At 62.8% G+C, this 17,632-nt stretch carries 17 protein-coding genes and 1 pseudogene; 13 read left to right on the top strand and 5 right to left on the bottom strand.

All coding sequences use genetic code 11. The features are described 5' to 3' along the window. Window positions 1-2: 2 nt before the first annotated feature. Window positions 3-515 carry a thiamine pyrophosphate-binding protein gene (locus NP503_RS01180; protein ID WP_164748823.1) on the bottom strand — a complete coding sequence of 171 codons (513 nt, stop codon included), beginning with the start codon at window positions 513-515 and terminating at the stop codon, window positions 3-5. 161 nt (window positions 516-676) lie between these two features. Between NP503_RS01180 and NP503_RS01175 the strand changes: the two genes are divergently transcribed. The 8 genes and pseudogenes from NP503_RS01175 (at window position 677) to NP503_RS01140 (ending at window position 7,801) form a co-directional block, all read left to right on the top strand. Next, on the top strand, window positions 677-1,612 hold the full coding sequence (locus NP503_RS01175; RefSeq protein WP_127267891.1) for a LysR substrate-binding domain-containing protein: 936 nt from the start codon (window positions 677-679) through the stop codon (window positions 1,610-1,612). Window positions 1,613-1,717: 105 nt separating this feature from the next. After that, complete coding sequence (locus NP503_RS01170; protein ID WP_127267892.1) at window positions 1,718-2,866, top strand: acyl-CoA dehydrogenase family protein; 1,149 nt, start codon at window positions 1,718-1,720, stop codon at window positions 2,864-2,866. Window positions 2,867-2,875: 9 nt separating this feature from the next. Continuing rightward, the gene (locus tag NP503_RS01165) at window positions 2,876-3,616 is read left to right on the top strand and encodes an NAD(P)H-dependent oxidoreductase (protein WP_127267893.1); all 741 of its coding nucleotides are present in this window, start codon (window positions 2,876-2,878) and stop codon (window positions 3,614-3,616) included. Continuing rightward, a complete protein-coding gene (locus NP503_RS01160; RefSeq protein WP_127267894.1) occupies window positions 3,609-4,739 on the top strand; it encodes a CaiB/BaiF CoA-transferase family protein in 1,131 nt (376 codons plus the stop codon). The genes NP503_RS01165 and NP503_RS01160 overlap by 8 nt, the downstream gene beginning before the upstream one ends. A gap of 10 nt (window positions 4,740-4,749) precedes the next feature. Continuing rightward, window positions 4,750-5,592, top strand: a complete 843-nt coding sequence (locus NP503_RS01155; RefSeq protein ID WP_127267895.1) for a MaoC family dehydratase N-terminal domain-containing protein — start codon at window positions 4,750-4,752, stop codon at window positions 5,590-5,592. Then, window positions 5,586-6,398 carry a CoA ester lyase gene (locus NP503_RS01150; RefSeq protein WP_127269707.1) on the top strand — a complete coding sequence of 271 codons (813 nt, stop codon included), beginning with the start codon at window positions 5,586-5,588 and terminating at the stop codon, window positions 6,396-6,398. Before NP503_RS01155 ends, NP503_RS01150 begins: the two co-directional genes overlap by 7 nt. Before the next feature lie 25 nt (window positions 6,399-6,423). Next, window positions 6,424-7,338 (top strand): annotated as a pseudogene (locus NP503_RS01145) (MmgE/PrpD family protein); the annotation flags it as partial. A 1-nt stretch (window position 7,339) separates the two neighbouring features. Next, window positions 7,340-7,801 (top strand): hypothetical protein, encoded by a 462-nt coding sequence (locus NP503_RS01140; RefSeq protein WP_306244649.1) that lies wholly within the window; start codon window positions 7,340-7,342, stop codon window positions 7,799-7,801. An 866-nt stretch (window positions 7,802-8,667) separates the two neighbouring features. Here NP503_RS01140 and NP503_RS01135 read toward each other — a convergent pair. Then, window positions 8,668-9,567, bottom strand: a complete 900-nt coding sequence (locus tag NP503_RS01135) for a LysR family transcriptional regulator (protein ID WP_127269705.1) — start codon at window positions 9,565-9,567, stop codon at window positions 8,668-8,670. Between the two features lie 188 nt (window positions 9,568-9,755). On the opposite strand from NP503_RS01135, the gene NP503_RS01130 reads away from it, so the two are divergent. Together NP503_RS01130 and NP503_RS01125 are read left to right on the top strand one after the other, a co-directional pair. Beyond that, entirely contained in the window at window positions 9,756-11,039 is a 1,284-nt protein-coding gene (locus NP503_RS01130) for a serine hydrolase (protein ID WP_127269703.1), read from the top strand. A gap of 32 nt (window positions 11,040-11,071) precedes the next feature. Further along, the gene (locus tag NP503_RS01125) at window positions 11,072-11,953 is read left to right on the top strand and encodes an NmrA family NAD(P)-binding protein (protein WP_127269701.1); all 882 of its coding nucleotides are present in this window, start codon (window positions 11,072-11,074) and stop codon (window positions 11,951-11,953) included. Between the two features lie 318 nt (window positions 11,954-12,271). On the opposite strand, the gene NP503_RS01120 is transcribed toward NP503_RS01125, so the two are convergent. Continuing rightward, window positions 12,272-12,820 (bottom strand): TetR/AcrR family transcriptional regulator, encoded by a 549-nt coding sequence (locus NP503_RS01120; RefSeq protein ID WP_164748759.1) that lies wholly within the window; start codon window positions 12,818-12,820, stop codon window positions 12,272-12,274. Between the two features lie 111 nt (window positions 12,821-12,931). On the opposite strand from NP503_RS01120, the gene NP503_RS01115 reads away from it, so the two are divergent. From NP503_RS01115 to NP503_RS01105, 3 genes are read left to right on the top strand one after another with little or no spacing between them, the layout of a single operon-like run. Beyond that, a complete protein-coding gene (locus NP503_RS01115; protein ID WP_127273204.1) occupies window positions 12,932-14,383 on the top strand; it encodes an amidase family protein in 1,452 nt (483 codons plus the stop codon). 49 nt (window positions 14,384-14,432) lie between these two features. Next, window positions 14,433-14,966 carry a DUF302 domain-containing protein gene (locus NP503_RS01110; RefSeq protein ID WP_127269695.1) on the top strand — a complete coding sequence of 178 codons (534 nt, stop codon included), beginning with the start codon at window positions 14,433-14,435 and terminating at the stop codon, window positions 14,964-14,966. Then, window positions 14,966-15,286: an antibiotic biosynthesis monooxygenase gene (locus NP503_RS01105; protein WP_127269693.1), complete on the top strand. Its 321-nt coding sequence runs from the start codon at window positions 14,966-14,968 to the stop codon at window positions 15,284-15,286. The genes NP503_RS01110 and NP503_RS01105 overlap by 1 nt, the downstream gene beginning before the upstream one ends. A gap of 868 nt (window positions 15,287-16,154) precedes the next feature. On the opposite strand, the gene NP503_RS01100 is transcribed toward NP503_RS01105, so the two are convergent. Next, entirely contained in the window at window positions 16,155-16,847 is a 693-nt protein-coding gene (locus tag NP503_RS01100; protein ID WP_127267179.1) for an ABC transporter ATP-binding protein, read from the bottom strand. Between the two features lie 2 nt (window positions 16,848-16,849). Next, entirely contained in the window at window positions 16,850-17,596 is a 747-nt protein-coding gene (locus NP503_RS01095; RefSeq protein WP_024504922.1) for an ABC transporter ATP-binding protein, read from the bottom strand. Between the last annotated feature and the right edge of the window lie 36 nt (window positions 17,597-17,632).

The raw sequence follows: 17,632 nt of genomic DNA, 5'->3' as shown, positions 1-17,632 counted from the left end.
GCTCACCACTTCTTCTTGCCGAGCAGCCGCTGCCCGATCAGCACGGCAATCTGCTGGTCGGCGTCGAAAGCCATCAAGGCTGCCTGCGCCACCGTCTCCACCAGGTCGGGACCGGTTTCGGCGCGCAGCACCCTGAGCCCGATCGCCTTCAGCGACGCCTCCGTCGCCTGCCCCATCGGCACTTGCCACGGGTTGAACTCGGCCCATTCGCCCCGCATCGTCACCAGGACGAGCAAGGGGAAGCGCGCCTGCACGGGAAGCGACAGCATGTTGATGCAATTGCCGACACCGGAGGATTGCATGAGCACGACGCTCCGCTTGCCACCGAGCCAGGAGCCTGCTGCGATGGCGATGCCCTCCTCCTCCGTCGTCAGCACATTGGTGACGACTTCGGGATCCTCACTGAAAAGGCGGATCAATGTGGTATGACCGGCATCCGGCACATAGGACATGTGGCTGATGCCGGCAGCCTTGAGCACCTCATAGACCTGATCCGGCCACTGCCTTTCAGACACGGTCGGAGCGGCGGCAAGCGCTGCTGCTTCCGGAGGTTTTGCTTGTATGCTCGCCGTCACCTTGCATCTCCGAGATATTGGACTGGCATTAGACTAGCGCGCTTGACCGATGCAATCTTCGTCTCTTTCTCGTGATCAGATATAATGGTATTCGATAGCTCATGGAGTTATCGCAGCTACGCACCCTCATCCATGTCGCCGAACTCGGCAGCCTCAGCAAGGCCGCCGACCGGCTGCACATTGCGCAGCCGGCGCTCAGCCGGCAGGTGCGCATGCTGGAGGAGGAATTGGGCTTTGCCCTTTTCCTGCGCCACGGACGCGGCATGGTGCTGTCCGAGCAGGGCAAGGAGGTGCTGGCGCACGCCATGCGCGTGATGGCCGAGATCGACGAGATCCGCGCCACGGCCACACCCGCCGATGCGCCGCTGACCGGCGAAGTGGCCATCGGCCTGCCGCCCACCGTTGCCGACATTATTTCGCTGCCGCTGGCGGCCGCCTTCGGCAAGGCCCATCCCAAGGCGAAGCTCAGACTTGTCAGCGCCTACACCGGCTATCTGCTGGACTGGATGCACCGCGGCGAGGTGGACGTCGCGGTACTCTACGACCCGCGCATGGCGCGTTCGCTGCGCTCGCGCCCGCTGCTCCTGGAAAACCTCTTCCTGATCGGACCGCCGGATGCGGGATTTTCAACCGTGCGCGCCGTGTCGTTCGCCTCGCTCGCCGGCAAGCGCCTGCTGCTGCCCAGCATCAAGCACGGGTTACGCATCATCGTCGAACGCTGCGCCACGGATGCCGGCATCACGCTCGATGTCGGCATCGAAGCGGACTCCTATTCGGCGCTGAAGGACCTGGTGCGCAACGGCCATGGCTGGACGATCCTGCCGCTCGCCCCTATCCATGCCGATGTGACCGCCGGGCTGCTCACCGCCGCGCCATTGATCGATCCGGTGCCCGTGCGCCGCCTGATCCTTGCCTACCCGGCGGACCGGCCTGCCTCGCGGCTCGCGCGGTTTGCCGGACAAGCGATAGAGGACATCGCCAAGGATCTTGTCGGGCGGGCCGTCTGGGTCGGCCAGCTTCTCGGCCCTCCACCATAAGCATTAGAATTCCGTTATATCTGCTCACGTCCGCCCTGCATTGCTGACAGGGCACGGAGGCGCGATAGTGAGGCCCGCAGCAAGACGAAAACCCGGACAAACCTCATGGAAGCCTATCAGGACATTCGCGATGCCGTCGCCAGGCTGTGCACGCGCTTTCCCGGAGAATACTGGCGCGCACTCGACAGGGACATGGCCTATCCCGGCGACTTCGTCGCAGCGTTGACGCAGGCCGGTTGGCTCTCGATCCTGATCCCGGAGGCATATGGTGGCTCGGGCCTGCCGCTTTCGGCCGCCGCTGCCGTGCTGGAGGAAATCCAGCGCGCCGGCTGCAATGGTGGCGCCTGCCATGCCCAGATGTACACGATGGGCACGCTTCTTCGCCACGGCTCGGAAGCCCAGAAGCAGCGATACCTGCCGAAGATCGCCGCGGGAGAATTGCGCCTGCAGGCATTCGGCGTCACCGAACCGAGCAGCGGGACCGACACGGGGGCGCTCAAGACCACTGCTCGCCTCGATGGCGATCATTTCGTGGTCAAGGGCCAGAAGATCTGGACCAGCCGCGCCGAGCATTCGGATCTGATGCTGCTGCTGGCGCGGACCACACCGCTGAAGGACGGCATGAAAAAGACCGACGGCCTCTCCGTCCTCATCGTCGACATGCGCGAAGCCGTCGGCAACGGCCTCACAATCCGGCCGATCCGCACCATGATGAACCATGCCACCACCGAGGTCTTCTTCGACGATCTGCGCGTACCCGCCGAAAACCTGATCGGCGAAGAGGGGAAGGGATTCCGCTACATCCTCTCGGGCATGAACGCCGAGCGCATCCTGATATCAGCCGAATGCATCGGCGATGCGAAATGGTTCATCGAAAAGGCCAGCACCTACGCAAAGGAGCGGCATGTGTTTGGCCGGGCGATCGGCCAGAACCAGGGCATCCAGTTTCCGATCGCAAGGGCCTACGCCAACATGCGCGCGGCCGAACTGATGGTGCGCGAGGCGCTGAGCCTCTACGAGGCCGGCAAGAACCCCGGATCCGAAGCGAACATGGCCAAGATGCTGGCGGCCGACGCTTCGAACGAAGCAGCCAATGTCTGCATCCAGACTTATGGCGGGTTCGGTTTCGCGGAAGAGTACGATGTCGAGCGCAAGTTCCGCGAGACGCGTCTTTATCAAGTCGCGCCGATCTCGACCAACCTCATCCTGTCATACCTTTCCGAGCACGTGCTTGGACTGCCGCGTTCCTACTAGGAGTCGTCCGTGAACGTCCTCATCGTCTATGCACACCCGGAAGCAAAATCCTTCAACGGCGCCATGAAGGATCTGGCCGTGGAAACCTTGACCCGCGCAGGCCACGATGTGGTCGTCAGCGACCTCTATGCGATGGGCTTCAATCCTGTCGCAGGGCCGGGCGACGTATCGGGCGAGCGTAACGATCCGGACTTCTTCAGCCTGCCGCGCGAACAGACCGCCGCCTACGAGGCCGGCGCACTGTCGGCCGATATCAGTGCAGAGATCGAAAAGGTGAAGCGGGCGGCCTTCGTGCTGTTCCAGTTCCCGGTCTGGTGGTTCGGAATGCCAGCAATGCTCAAGGGCTGGGCCGATCGCGTCTTCGCGCGCGGTTTCGCCTATCTGCCGGGCCGCAAATACGACACCGGCATGTTCAGGGGAAAGCTCGCCATGGTGGCCGCCACCACGGGCACGTCGGCCGACACCTACGCGCCCGACGGCATCGATGGCGACATCCTCACCGTGCTGTGGCCGATCCACAATGGTCTGCTGCGCTATTCCGGCTTCGACGTGCTGCCGCCCTTCGTCGCCTACATGCCGGGCCGCGTCGGCGACGATGGCCGCAAGGCCTATCTGGACGCCTACCGCAAGAGGCTCGAGGACATTGATGGCACGCCGCATCTGTTCTTCCACGCCGCCGAGGACTACGGCAAGAACGAGCGGCTGAAGCCTGGTGTGCTGGCGCGCTCGGGAGTGCAGCGCAATGTCTGACGGCGCCCGCCCACTGGAGGGCCTGTTTGTCGTTTCGATCGAGCAGGCCGTCGCCGCTCCGCTCTGCACGGTCCGCCTTGCCGATGCCGGCGCACGCGTCGTGAAGATCGAGCGTCCGGAAGGCGAAACCGCGCGTCATTACGATTCCGCAGTGGAAGGCATGTCGGCTTACTTCGTCTGGCTCAACCGCGGCAAGGAGAGCGCGGTGCTCGACCTGAAGAGTGAGCACGACCTGGCTCTCCTGCACCGGATGGTCGCGCGCGCCGACGTCCTCGTGCAGAATCTCGTGCCGGGCGCCATCGACAGGCTCGGCCTCTCGGCCGATACAATTGCGAAAGAGTTTCCTCGGCTGATAGCCATCAACATCGTCGGCTACGGGCAGGACACGCCCTACGCGGCCATGCGCGCCTACGACATGCTGGTGCAGGCCGAAAGCGGCATCTGCGCCGTTACCGGCACGCCGGACACGCCAAGCAAAATCGGGGTTTCCGCCGCCGACATCGCCACCGGCATGAATGCCCATGCAGCGATCCTCGAAGCCTTGCTGGCGCGCCAGAAGACCGGGCGCGGCCGCATTGTCGAGATTGCCATGTTCGACGCCATGGCCGACTGGATGACCGTGCCGCTGCTGCACTACGAATATGCGGGCCGCGAGACGCAGAGATATGGCCTGGCGCATGCTTCGATCTACCCCTATCGACCTTATGCCTGTCGGGATGGCAGCGTGGTCGTGTCCATCCAGCAGAACAATGAATGGAAGCGCTTCTGCACGCTCGTGCTGCAAAGGCAGGATCTGTTCGCCGACGAACGCTTCGCCACCAACACCTGGCGGGTTGCCAACCGCACGGCGCTCGACGCCGAGATCGAACCGATCTTCGCGGCAATCGACTGCGACGAGGCCATAAGCCGTCTCGACGAGGCGCAGATCGCCTGGGGCCGGGTGAGTGCAATGCGCGACCTGCCGCACCACAAGGCGCTCCGCCGGACGGAGGTGGCACTGCCGGACGGCAAGCGCATCGCAGTACCCAAGCCGGCAGGGCGGCCGGAGGGATTTGCAACGGTTCCAAGCGTCCCCGCGCTTGGCGCCGATACGGACCGGATCCGGTCCGAATTCGCCGCCTGACGAGGACCTCATGAGCCTGGACACAAGCACACTGCAGGAATGGGTTGGACGCACGCACGAGGTCGAGGATGTTGTGACCCCGCGCCTGCTGGCCAGCTTTGGCGCCACGCTTGGGGACCACGCGGCGCAGACTGCCGAGGGCGCGGCCGCGCCCGGACTGCATTGGTGCCTGGCGCCCGACATTGCCGCCATGCGAGAACTCGGACCTGACGGGCACCCGGCCAAAGGCGGCTTCCTGCCGCCGGTGCCGCTTCCGCGTCGCATGTGGGCTGCCAGCGACATGCGTTTCATGGCGCCGATCCGCTCTGGCGACCGCATCCGCCGCCGCTCGACGTTGGCCGCCATCGAGGAGAAGCAGGGCCGCACCGGCCCGCTCACCTTCGTCACGGTCCGGCACGACATCGCCAACGATTCCGGTCCGGTCATCGAGGAGGACCAGATCATCGTCTATCGCGGCGCCGAAGCCGCTGCTGCGTCCCCTGCCCCGCCGGCCAATTCGCCCCTGGCCGCATCGCACGAGCGCACGATCGACATCGATCCCGTGCTGCTCTTTCGATATTCCGCGCTGACGTTCAACGGGCATCGCATCCACTACGACGCGCCCTATGCCACGGGGGTCGAGCACTATCCCGGGCTCGTCATCCATGGCCCGCTGCAGGCGACGCTGCTGATGAACTTCGCCGCCGCCATTGTCGGTCAGTCGCCGCGCCGTTTCTCATTCCGCGGCGTCCATCCGGCGACTGGCCCGCAGCGCCTGCTTCTGAGCGCAACATCCCCAGGCCAGGACGGCATGGCTCTCGAGGCACGGTCGTCCGACAGCCATGTGACGGTGAAAGCCACGGCGCAATGGTGAGCTTCGTCACGCCTGTCGTGCCGCTATTCGTGCCGGGCTCACGTCCTGAGCGGTTTGCCAAAGCCGACAGCAGCGGCGCGGACGCAGTCATTCTAGACCTCGAGGATGCCGTCGCCCCTGGCGACAAGGACCGCGCTCGGGAAGCGGTCGTTGCTCATGCAGCCGCGCTGAAATCCGCGGTCGTGGTCCGCATCAATGCCGCCGGCACATTTTGGCACCAGGCGGACATCGCTGCCGTGCGGCGCCTTGACGGCGTCTCCGTCATGCTGCCCAAGGCCGAACGTCCGGAAGACATTGCCGATATGGCCAGGCACATGGCACGCAGCGTTTCCGTCATCGCGCTGGTCGAGAGCGCCGTCGGTCTCGCCAACTTGCCGGACATATTGGCCATGCCCAACGTCGTTGCCGTCGCCTTCGGCTCGGTCGACTTCTCGCTCGATCTCGGTTGCGCGCATGATCGGCTGATCCTGCTTGCGGCTCGTAACGAAATCGTCTGGCGTTCGCGCGCCGCTGGCCGGGCCGCGCCGATTGACGGCGTAACGACCGACCTGAACAGTCCCGAAATCACCGAGGATGACGCCCGCCACGCCATGAAGATGGGTTTTGGCGGCAAGATGGCCATCCACCCGAGGCAGATCGAGCCGATTCGCAGTGGCTTTCGCCCGAGCGATAATGACATCACATGGGCACGAGACATCGTCGGCGCAGCCTCGTCCGGCGAAGCTAGCCAGGTGAACGGCGAAATGGTGGATCGGCCGGTCATCGAGCGCGCAAGGCAGGTCCTGCGCCGGGCCGCTTTGGTCTAAAGGGCATGCAGGGGAGGAGCAACGGATGAGCCTGGACACCGCCGATTGGCCAACCGCCAGGCTCTGCGCCTTCATTGCCGAACTCGACTTCGAACAGATCCCGCCGCGCGTCGTTCATTTCGCGCAAGGATTGATGATCGACTGGCTCGGCTCGGCGCTGGCCGGCAAGGGCGCGCACCAGGTCGAGATGATCGACGGTTTTGCGCGTGCCATGGGGCCGGCGGACGGCCCAAGCACCATCATCCCGACGCGGCGGCGCACAAGCCCCTACTTCGCAGCGATGGTCAATGCGGCGGCCTCCCATGTCGTGGAACAGGACGACGTTCACAACGGCTCGGTCTTTCACCCGGCGGCGGTGATCTTTCCGGCCGTTTTGGCGGTTGCGGAGGCTGAGGAGAAGACCGGCCGCGAAGTCCTGACTGCCTGCATCGCCGGCTATGAAGTGGGCATTCGAGTGGGAGAATTCCTCGGACGCTCGCACTACGAGATATTCCACACCACCGGCACGGCTGGCGCAGTGGCAGCAGCCGCGGCGGTCGGCAGGTTGATCGGGTTGGACGCAGCCGGGCTCAACCATGCTGTCGGCTCGGCCGGTACGCAGGCGGCAGGTCTCTGGGAATTTCTGCGTGACGCTGCCGATTCCAAGCAACTCCATACCGCGCGAGCGGCCGCCAACGGTCTGTTCGCTGCCTATCTGGCGCGCGATGGCTTCAAGGGCGCCGCGCGGATCCTCGAAGGCCAGCAAGGAATGGCTGCCGGCATGTCCAGCGACGCCGATCCGGCCCGCCTGACGGACGGGCTCGGCAGCCGTTGGGCAACCGAGGAGACCTCCTTCAAATGGCACGCAGCCTGCCGGCACACTCATCCGGCCGCCGACGCGCTGCAGTCTCTCATGCGCCGCGAAGGGCTCGGTCCGGACGACATCACCGGCGTGGTGACCCATGTCCATCAGGGAGCCATCGATGTCCTGGGCGCGGTGGTCACTCCGCAAACCGTCCACCCAGGCGAAGTTCTCCATGGGCACGGTTTTGGGGCTGATCGCTGTTCACGGCGTCGCCGACCTCGACGCGTTCGAACACCACGCGCTTGCCGACGCCCGCGTCGCACGCTTCCGCGCGAAGGTGCGGATGGAACTCGACGCCGAGGTCGACACCCTTTATCCCAAGCAGTGGGTCGGCAAGGTGAGCGTCACGACGGTTGACGGCCGCAAATTCAATGCCCGCGTCGACGAGCCCAAGGGAGATCCCGGCAACACCCTTTCGAAACAGGAACTGGAAGCCAAGGCCATACGTCTTGCCGAATTTCGAGGCGGGGCCACCGCTGACGAGATGCGTCGCTGCATAGCCCGCATCTGGAGGCTCGGTCAGCCCGGGAGCACGGCGCACATATTTGCTGAGAGTTAGCCCGCTATCGCGCCGAAGGACTGCACCCGCCCGAAACGGATGGAACGAGCGCATTGCGGGCAGTTCGATTCCTTTCGCGCCGCCCCGTGTTGTAAAGCAGTTTGATCGGCAGTCCTCGGGAGCCCATTATAAATCAATGAATTCAAGGAGATCGACGGATTCGTCAACCTGATTTGGCTAACCGAGGCAAATAAAACACGATACCTTATTGATAAATAAGATAATGGTGGGCCCGGAGGATGTTTGGAAAATAAATCAAATCAAGCGGTTAGAGGTCGGTGGGACCGCGCAGCATTCAAATCTGTTCCAATGTTTTTCAATGTTTTTGTCCCACCACATGACGCCCGTAGGATCCAGAGCGACCTGGGTTCAGCTGCACGAACTCGGATGCCGACAAGGTCAAAGTTGCACCAAAAGCGGTTCTCCCTCAGGCCATCTCTAAATGTCGGGTTTGGGGCCGGAAGGAGACTGGCAGGTTCTGGAAAGCGAGGCCAAGAAGGCAGACTTACGCGGTAAGGCGCGCCGGGCATCCGGTGAATCACAGACATCCTGGCGTCAGATGAGATCAGGACCAAAGGCTGACGTGGCTGGGTACGGGAGACTTTGGACTTCCGTTGGCATGTGGTCTGTCGGCTAAAGATTTTGGCAAGTCATCACGAAAAAGCAGATAAGAGCCAATTCCGAATTTCAAGCGGCCCGACCAGGCGATGATATCCAGCGGCTGAGGCGTCGATTGCATTTCGGCCGCTCGACCGATGGTGACCGGCTCCCCGTCGGCTCATATGACCGATATGGAACACCATCATGCGAGGCAGCAAGCATTTTTTCCGGCGGCAGCTAGGGCCGTGCGGCAAGAATGCCCCGCGCTACTCCGCCGCGATCCGTTGAACAAAATCCAGAAAAGCGCGCACTTTTGCAGGCGGCATGTGGCGTGACGGATGATAGGCGTAAAGCGGAAACTGCTCGTCTGACCATTCCGCCAGGATCGTCGCGAGCGCCCCGCTCTCAAGCCACTCGTCCAGGCCGATGGCAAGGCTCTGGAATATGCCTTGCCCCGCGAGACCGGCCGCGACGGCGGCGGAGGGATCGTCCAAGACCAACCGCCCCGACGCCTTGATCTCGATGGCCCCGTTATCCCCTCGGAATTCCCAGGTGAACGGCCGCCCGGTCTGCGGGTCGCGGAATAGGATGCAATCGTGGTGCATCAGGTCGTGGGGCGTGGCTGGAATGCCGTGACGGTCGAGATAGCTTGGGGCGGCACAGGTAAGCACCGGGACGTCCAGCAGTTTGCGCGCGATCAGCGAGGATTCGTCCGGCGGACCGAAGCGCACGGCGACATCCGCGCCGCTCATCAACTCTTCGCGATAGTTGCTGGTGGTCAGATCGAGCGACAGTGCGGGGTAGCGTGCCAGGAATTCACCGATCCTCGGCGCCAGCACCATTCGCGCGAACCAGGGATCGATCGATACCCTGAGCCGCCCGCCCACGAATGCCGCCGAACCGGCGGCTTCGGAGGCCGCCTCCTCCAGTCCGGCCAGCAGCGGCATTATCCGGGCATGGAAGCGCGCGCCCTCCTCCGTCAGCGCGACCTCGCGCGGATTGCGGTCGAACAACCTGACACCGACACGTTGTTCGAGCCTCGCCACCGCACGGCTGACCCCCGATGGCGTGAGACCGAGAACATCCGCGGCCCGCACGAAATTGCCCGCTTCCATCACCGCCCCGAAAACACCGACCCCGGTCAGCAGCCGCGTGTCGAAACTCATGCCCTAACTCCGTTGCAAGGTCGATGATCGTTAATAGCCCATCATGATGATTTTGAGTCATCTTATCTTTGATCTTATTGCGCGTGAATCATCGCGTCGCTTCCCATAGATGATTTTTGAGCGCCGGGACGGCGCCGGCGGCACACCGGACCGCGGAAGTCTCCGACCTTGCGAGAAGGAATTCATCCATGAATGCGATCTCACGCAGAAGCCTGTTGGCGCGTGGCGGCCTTTTGCTGGCGGCGGGCGCCGCCGCGGTGAACACGCCGGTTCACGCACTGGCGGCCAACCGGCAAGCGCGGTCCGGCAACTTCAAGTCCATCAACATGGCCATGGAACAGGCGGTGCGCGACGGGATCGTCGCCGGCGTCGTTGCCACCGCGGCAGGACCAGACAGCATGATCTACGAAGGAACCTTCGGAAAGGCCAGTACGGCCACCGGAGCAACGATGCGCGCTGATACGGTATTTTGGCTGTTGTCCATGACGAAGGCCTTCACCGCCACGGCCTGCATGCAGCTAATCGAGCAGGGCAGGATCAATCCCGAGGACGATGCGGCGAAATATCTGCCGGAACTCGCCAATCCGATGGTGCTGGAGGGCTTCGACGGCCACGGCCAGCCGCGCCTGCGCCCGGCCAAGCTGGCCATCAAGGTGCGTCACCTGCTCACACACACCTCCGGCTATACCTATTCGATCTGGAGCGATGCACTAACCCGCTACGAGAACGTCACCGGCATGCCGGACATCGCCACGTGCAAGAACGGCGCCTTTCTGGCACCGCTCGAATTCGATCCCGGCGAACGCTGGCAATACGGCATTAGCATGGACTGGGTCGGAAAGCTGGTTGAGGCGGTCAGCGACCAGTCTCTGGAAGTCTATTTCCGCGAGAACATCTTCGCCCCGCTCGGCATGACCGATTCAGGCTTCCTGATCGGAAGCAAGCAGAAGGCCAGGGTCGCCACCTTCCACAACCGTCGCGAAGACGGCGGCCTGACGCCCGCGCCCTTCGAAATGCCCCAGCGGCCGGAATTCTTCATGGGCGGCGGCGGCGGCTTCAGTACGCCGCGCGACTACATGGCCTTCCTGCGGATGCTGCTGAACGGAGGCACTCATAAAGGCGTACGGGTGCTGAAGCCGGAAACGGTCGCGTCGATGATGCGCAACCAGATCGGCGACCTCGACGTCCATGCCATGAGGACTGCCCAGCCTGCCTATTCGCAGAGCTTCGACCAGTTTCCCGACGAGCCCCACAAGTGGGGATATTCGTTCGACATCAACACGCTGCCCGGTCCGAACGGTCGGTCGGCAGGCAGCATTTCCTGGGCCGGCCTGCTCAACTGCTATTTCTGGCTCGACCCGGTCAGGAAGGTGACCGGCGCCATCTTCACCCAGCTCCTGCCCTTCTACGACCAAAAGGTCGTGAAGCTCTACGGCACATTCGAGCGCGGCCTCTACGACGGCCTCGCCTGATCCATCCCGATTTCAACACAAGGAGACATATCATGTATGCGATTACAGGAATAACTGGCAAGGTCGGCGGCGCGCTGGCGAAAGCCCTGATCGAAGCCGGAGAACCGGTCCGTGCGGTGCTGCGCGATCCCGCCAAGGCGGAAATCTGGCGCAAGCGCGGGTGTGAAATCGCCTTCGCCGAGATGGGCGCCGCCGCCCAGCTTGCTGCCGCCTTCAAGGGCGCCACTGGCGTTTTCATTCTGCCGCCGTCGGAATTCGACCCTGCGCCCGGCTATCCGGAAGCGGCCAAGCAGAATGAGGTGCTGACGACCGCTCTCCTTGCTGCGCGCCCGGAAAGGGTCGTCTGCCTCTCCACCATCGGCGCCGACGGGGAAGTGGACAATCTGTTGAGCCAACGGGCGATGCTGGAAGAAGCCCTCGGCGAGCTCGATTTTCCCGTCACCTTCCTGCGGCCCGGCTGGTTCATGGAAAATGCGGCCTGGGACGTCGCGCCGGCCCGCGACGAAGGCGTGCTGCACAGCTTCCTCCAGCCGGCTGACAAGACCTTCGCCATGGTGGCGACGCAGGATATCGGCCGGCTTGCCGCCGATCTGATCCGCGAGGGGTGGACCGGCAAGCGGGTCGTGGAACTTGAAGGCCCGTCGCGGGTCTCGCCCAACGATCTCGCCAATGCCTTCGCGTCGGCACTCGGGCATCCGGTGCGGGTGGAGATCGTCCCGCGGGAAAGCTGGGAGGGCCTGTTCCGTGCCCAGGGTACGCGTAACCCACAGCCGCGCATGCGCATGCTCGACGGCTTCAACGAAGGCTGGATCGACTTCAAAGATAACGGACAGAACAGCGTCAAAGGCAAGACACCTCTTGTGGAGGTGATCGCGGCGCTTGTCCGGCAAGCCGCCGCGACCGAGGCCGTTTGATTCCACCCTGAAAACACAGCAGACGGCACGGACATCCGCCGCCGCCCCCCTCGCAACCTGAAAGGAACTATGATGGAACGGCCGTGTAACGAGAATGCGGACACACGACCAACTGGTGCCCCCGAAATTGGCCGAAGCGACCCTTATCGGGGCTATGCTGGAAACAAAGGCTGCCGGCCTAGCTCCTGCGGCTCGGATCGCTATCGGCGCCGTAACCGGCCGTCCTGCACCGACGCTGGGGCGGCCGTCTTCCGTAACGGACGTTCAGCCCGCAGGCCGCGAGTGGGCCGGTCACGGCGCTGTCCAGACGGGGCGCGCCTATCGACGCAGGCGCTTCCTTGCACGTTCAAGGATTTCCTCCGATAGTGGCGTCCCCGACGCGATTCGGGCCAAGGTCATTGCGCCGATCATGGTGGCGTAGTCCACCATGGCTTCGCCGCGGGCCTCCCCAGAAAATCGATCTTCGACCAGCGCGTCGATCATCTCTTCGACGACAGCCACCGCCGCCGCCCGCGTCTTACCTGAGGACCGGGCAGCTTCGCTCCCCAACGCCGCCATTGGACAGGTAGGCGTACCCGCATCGCGATGCTCAGGGGACAGGTAGCGGTCCAACGCAGCGTTCCGCCCCTTTTCTGCCCGGACCTTCCCGAGCATGTCCGCAGATGCGTTGCCCGCAGCGACGAGCGCCTCGGCTATCAGCTGCTCCCTGTTGCGAAAATGCTTGTAGAAGCCGCCGTGGGTGAGGCCGGCGGCAGCCATAACGTCCGAGAGACTGGCCCCGGCGATGCCCGTGCGCCGGATGCAGTCTGCGGCCGCGGTGACGATGGCGCGCCGGGTTTCAGCGGCTTCCTTGTTTGACTTCCTCAACGACGCTTCCTCGCTACCGCTCACGAACGAGCCTTGACAGGTTAGATGTTATATGACATCCAAATAGATGTCATGCAACATCTAACTGATTACTAATGAGAGGAGAGGCTCATGCTGAACCAGCAGACCAGAGCCATCGATGCCAATGTGCCAGAAGCGGTAGAACTCACACGGCTGGGCGTGTCGGGCGCGGCGGAAGCCATTCGCCGGGGCGAGATCAGCGCCGAAAACTATGTTTCTGCCCTTCTCGCCAAGGCGCGGCGGAAAGAGGGCCTGAGAGCTTTCATCACCCTGGACGAGCCTGGCGCCCTCTCCGCAGCCCGCGAAGCCGACAAGGCCCGCGCCAAGGGCGTGAACGCGCCGCTGCTCGGTGTTCCCCTCGGCATCAAGGACAGCTATCTCACGGCCGGCTTGCGCACGACGCTGGGAGTCGGTTCGCTCAGAGACTTCCAGCCAACTGAGGACGCGGACGCCATTGCGACGCTCAAGGCGGCGGGCGCGATCGTGCTTGGGAAGACCAACCTGGTCGAACTTTCCTATGGTTTGACAGGCGACAACGGCCCTTATGGCCAGGTCGGAAACCCGCATGCGCCCGACCATGTAACCGGCGGTTCGTCGAGCGGTTCGGCGGCGGCGGTCGCCGCCGGCCTCGCTCCGGCGACGCTGGGCGGGGACACGATCGGGTCAATCCGCGTCCCCGCCTCCCTATGCGGCGTCGTGGGGTTCAAGCCGACAACCCGCCGCTGGCCGCGCGCAGGGGTCGCGCCGATCTCTCACACACTCGATACGACGGGGGTCTTCGCCCGAAGCGTCGAGGATTGCGTCCTGATCGATCAGGTCGTCACCGGTGCGCCGGCGGCGGAGCTGGACTCTCGCGCCGATCTCAAGGGGACCCGTTTCGCCTTTGCGCCGCGCCAGTACCTGAACCCAGTGGACCCCGAGGTCGAGGCGCGGTTCCGCAACACGCTCCTGCGCCTCGCCGAGGCGGGGGCCGAAATCGTCGAGATCGATCTCGGTGGGGACTTCCAGGCGCTGGCCCTTCGGACCACGTGGAGCCTCTTCTTCCGCGAGACCAAGGCCTCGCTGAGCGACTTCCTGGAGCGACACGCGATCCCCGTCGCCTTCAAGGATCTGCACGTGGGTCTGCGCGCAGGCGTCAAGGACGCCTGGGACCACTTCGTCATACCCGGCGCGCCGGGCTACCTGAGTGAGCAGGCTTATCACGCCCTGACTGCCGACCGCCTGGCGGTGAAGGAACGCATGAGCGAGATTTTCACGCGGCATGGTGCCCACGCGCTGATCTTCCCGACGACGCCCTGCACGGCACCGAGGGTTGAGCGCCAGATGCAATTCACCGTGGGCGGCCAGGCGGTTGATTTCCGGGCATTGGCCAACAACACCATTCCCGCCAGCGCTGCTGGACTACCCGGGCTCAGCCTGCCGATCGGCCTTGACAGCCATGGCCTCCCGATCGGCCTCGAGCTCGACGGGCCAGAAAGCGAGGATCGCGCGCTCCTTGGTCTCGCGGCGCGGGTGGAGAAGGTCCTCAGGGCAAGTCAATAACCTTCTAATCGCTCTCGAAATCCCGCCCCTCATCATTTGGAGACAGCCAATGGCCACCCCCACGGTCGAGACACGCCCGTTCACAAACGAGCACATCACCATCCGATCCGCCAATCCCTTCACCGAGACGAAGGCCAGGCTTGAGAGCCTCGTCCCGCGGATCGACGATGGGATATTCACACTACTGCGATACGGCGAGGCCGAGCGCGCTTTGCGCGAGCTCGAAGCTTCGGCGAACCTGTCGATTTTCGGCTTCCGGGACCATGGCGCGCTGTTGGCGATCGCAGGCCAGAAGCGGCGCTCCATCCAGTATGACATTGGCAACCCGCTTACGGCCTCGAAGATGACCCGCCACCAGCTTTCCGCCGGGATTTACGCACCCATCCGCGTCCTGTTGCGAGAGGACGGAGAAGGCTCGGCGTTCGAGTACGACCGGCCCGCCGCCGTTTTCCGCCAGTTCGGCGACCCGCTGGTTGACGTCGTCGCGCAGCGTCTCGACCAGGAACTGCAAGCCGTGCTGCAAGCTGCGGCGGCCTCAGGTTCTGAAGACGCACAGCCGCACGTGGAAGGAAGGGCTTCGTGATGCCGAAACAACAGCGCCGCGTCATTCTGATCAACACCTTCCGGTTGAAGGCAGAAGAGCCGGCGGAATTGATAGCTCTGCTAACCAAAGTCACAGAAGAGTCGGTCGCGACGGCCCTTGGCTTCGAAGGCGCGACACTGCATCTGAGCCTGGATGGCGAGCGGGTTGTGATGTATGCGCGCTGGCGAAGCCTCGCGGAATATCAGGCGATGCGCGCAGGCAGCAGCTCGATGAGCGCGCTTCGAGAGATCATGGAAACTGTGATTTTCGAGCCCGGCGTGTTCGAGGTCGTACGTGAGTTTCGGCCGCCGGACGTCTGACCTCACGGCCGGGCTTGTTCGTTTAATCTCAACTGAAAACTCCTCCGGATGCGTCGGAACGCTACGTTCTCGCCCTACAACGACTGTCTCCGACCGAGTTCATAGGTGACGCTTCATTGCGGGGGCGAACGTCGGTGTAGCCGACATCTGGCGGAAAGCCGTCGCCGGTAATGGAACGCGTTCCCATGCTCATCCGCCAACGGCGTTCTCAGCCAATCTATGCGGCTGCTTATGACCCACCGTTCCCACAAAGCGGACTGACTGGATTATCCGAAGCCAGGCATTCCTGAGCGACCGCTTGCCCGGAGGAACGAACGGCCGCTTTTGGGGGGATCGATGCCGGTGAGGCCGAACGGCCGATATTGGACGCAAAGCTGCCATTCGGTATGAGTTAAATTCGGGCAGCGAAATAGCTGGATCAGCTTCCTGAATCAAAATGGACGAACCGCTTCGTAAACCACTGACGAATAACGACTGTTTTAGCCTCTGCGGGTCAACTTTGCATATACAATCAATACGTAGAGGGGATGGTTAGCCAACCGGTTTCCTTCATATTCTCTCGTATGGTCCGGCGAACCTAAGACCAAGAAGACAATTAGTTTTTTGGGAGGGGTGCCTCAGTGCAATCCACAGAGAAGATCAATCACTGCATTTTGACCATAACGCTAAGTTGGCTTGGCCCTCGCGCGTAACTCGGCTGTGTCGTTGCGATCGAGATGTCCTGGGACAGCGCAGGCCAGGATCGGCGACAGCGCGCATGAGCGTGCCCCGGCGTTTTCGCGGTCGGGCAGCGGAGCTCGAGGATGGGCGTTGTCAAAGGTTTGATTCGCCATTGCCATCCGGAGCTCGACAACATCCTGGTCGTGCCTCACACTCCGAGGTGATCAAGAAGACTTTGTTGATCTTCGGCCATCTGATGGTTCGTCATTTCTCTGACGATTTTTCCATTTTCGATTACGTAGTACCGGTCGGCGACCTCGGCGGCGAATTGAAGATTCTGCTCGACTAAGAGAATGGTCAGTCCTGTGGACTTGATATCTTTGATCAGTGCACCGATCGCATCGACCACGACAGGTGCCAGCCCCTCTGTCGGCTCGTCGAGCATCAGAAACGAAGCGCCCATGTAAAGGGGCCGCGCTATCGCTAGCATCTGCTTTTCCCCACCCGACAACGACGCGGCCTTTTGCGAGCGCCGGGTTTTGAGGATCGGGAAATACTCATAGATCCGGTCGAGCGGCCAGGCGGTGTCTCCGTTCGCACGGCCGATCGACAGATTCTCGTATACGTTCAGCGTCGAGAAAATTCCGCGGTCTTCCGGCACAAAACCGACCCGCATCTTGCAAATCCGCTCAGGCGAGAGATCGATGATTTCGGTTCCGATGAAGCGGATGCTCCCGGTTCGTCGCGGAATATCGCCGATGATCGACTTCAGCAGCGTGGTCTTGCCGGCACCGTTTCGCCCCACCAACGTTACCACTTCGCCAGTCTGGACAGACAAGTTGACGCCCTGCAAAATATGGCTTTCGCCATAATAGGCGTCGAGATCCGTTATCTCCAGCATGCTCAATGGCGCTTTCCCAAATAGGCTTCTATCACCCGGGGATCCTGTCGGACGTCGGCGTAGCGACCGCGCGTTAGAAGCGCCCCCTGCTGCAACACAATGATCTCATCGGCGACATTTGCGATGACACCGAGGTTGTGCTCCACGACGATGATCATGCGGTCGACGGACAGTTGCGCAATAAGGTCCGTCGTACGCGATACATCTGCCGTCGTCATCCCAGCGGTTGGTTCGTCGAGAAGGAGAATCGTTGGGTGTGCTCCCAGGGAAATCGCGAGCTCCAAGGCGCGTTTGCGGCCATATGGCAGGTCCCCTGCGGGTCGACCGCGCAAAGAGGACGGAATTCCGACCTGATCCAGCAGTGCCGACGCTTCCGGCCGGTGATCCTCATGCCAGTCGATCTTTGCGAAGGCCTTCGTACCCCCGTCTGCTCGGCGCTGCACCGACAGCACGACATTGTCCATGACCGAGAGATTGGGGAAGATGCTCGTGATCTGAAAGCTGCGCACGATACCTTGGCGAGCAAACTGCTCGGCACGTAAACGAGTCATGTCCTGGCCGTTGAACAGCAGCCGACCACGCTTCGGCCGATAAAACCCGCTCAAGACGTTGAACAAAGTCGTCTTGCCGGCCCCATTAGGGCCGATGATGCCGTAAACCGGCTTTCTCTCGAATTTCAGGCTTAAGTCATTGATCGCCTTGAAGCCGCCGAAACTCATCGTGACGGACTGCAGTTCCAGTAGCGGCATCACGGTTCCGCCAGCGCTCTCGCCAATGTTCTGGCC

Source organism: Mesorhizobium sp. SEMIA396 (genome assembly GCF_024518615.1).
In the GTDB taxonomy this organism is placed as follows: Bacteria; Pseudomonadota; Alphaproteobacteria; order Rhizobiales; family Rhizobiaceae; genus Mesorhizobium.
The sequence above is the reverse complement of the archived record's forward strand: the minus strand, read 5'-3'. Positions and strand labels throughout refer to the sequence as shown.

Coding starts and splice junctions, on each gene's coding strand:
- NP503_RS01140 (WP_306244649.1), top strand. CDS start 7,340: ATGTCCATCAGGGAGCCATCGATGTCCTGGGCGCGGTGGTCACTCCGC.
- NP503_RS01100 (WP_127267179.1), bottom strand. CDS start 16,847: ATGCTGGAGATAACGGATCTCGACGCCTATTATGGCGAAAGCCATATT.
- NP503_RS01155 (WP_127267895.1), top strand. CDS start 4,750: ATGAGCCTGGACACAAGCACACTGCAGGAATGGGTTGGACGCACGCAC.
- NP503_RS01160 (WP_127267894.1), top strand. CDS start 3,609: ATGTCTGACGGCGCCCGCCCACTGGAGGGCCTGTTTGTCGTTTCGATC.
- NP503_RS01105 (WP_127269693.1), top strand. CDS start 14,966: ATGCCGAAACAACAGCGCCGCGTCATTCTGATCAACACCTTCCGGTTG.
- NP503_RS01110 (WP_127269695.1), top strand. CDS start 14,433: ATGGCCACCCCCACGGTCGAGACACGCCCGTTCACAAACGAGCACATC.
- NP503_RS01125 (WP_127269701.1), top strand. CDS start 11,072: ATGTATGCGATTACAGGAATAACTGGCAAGGTCGGCGGCGCGCTGGCG.
- NP503_RS01095 (WP_024504922.1), bottom strand. CDS start 17,596: ATGCCGCTACTGGAACTGCAGTCCGTCACGATGAGTTTCGGCGGCTTC.
- NP503_RS01135 (WP_127269705.1), bottom strand. CDS start 9,567: ATGAGTTTCGACACGCGGCTGCTGACCGGGGTCGGTGTTTTCGGGGCG.
- NP503_RS01115 (WP_127273204.1), top strand. CDS start 12,932: ATGCTGAACCAGCAGACCAGAGCCATCGATGCCAATGTGCCAGAAGCG.
- NP503_RS01150 (WP_127269707.1), top strand. CDS start 5,586: ATGGTGAGCTTCGTCACGCCTGTCGTGCCGCTATTCGTGCCGGGCTCA.
- NP503_RS01175 (WP_127267891.1), top strand. CDS start 677: ATGGAGTTATCGCAGCTACGCACCCTCATCCATGTCGCCGAACTCGGC.
- NP503_RS01130 (WP_127269703.1), top strand. CDS start 9,756: ATGAATGCGATCTCACGCAGAAGCCTGTTGGCGCGTGGCGGCCTTTTG.
- NP503_RS01170 (WP_127267892.1), top strand. CDS start 1,718: ATGGAAGCCTATCAGGACATTCGCGATGCCGTCGCCAGGCTGTGCACG.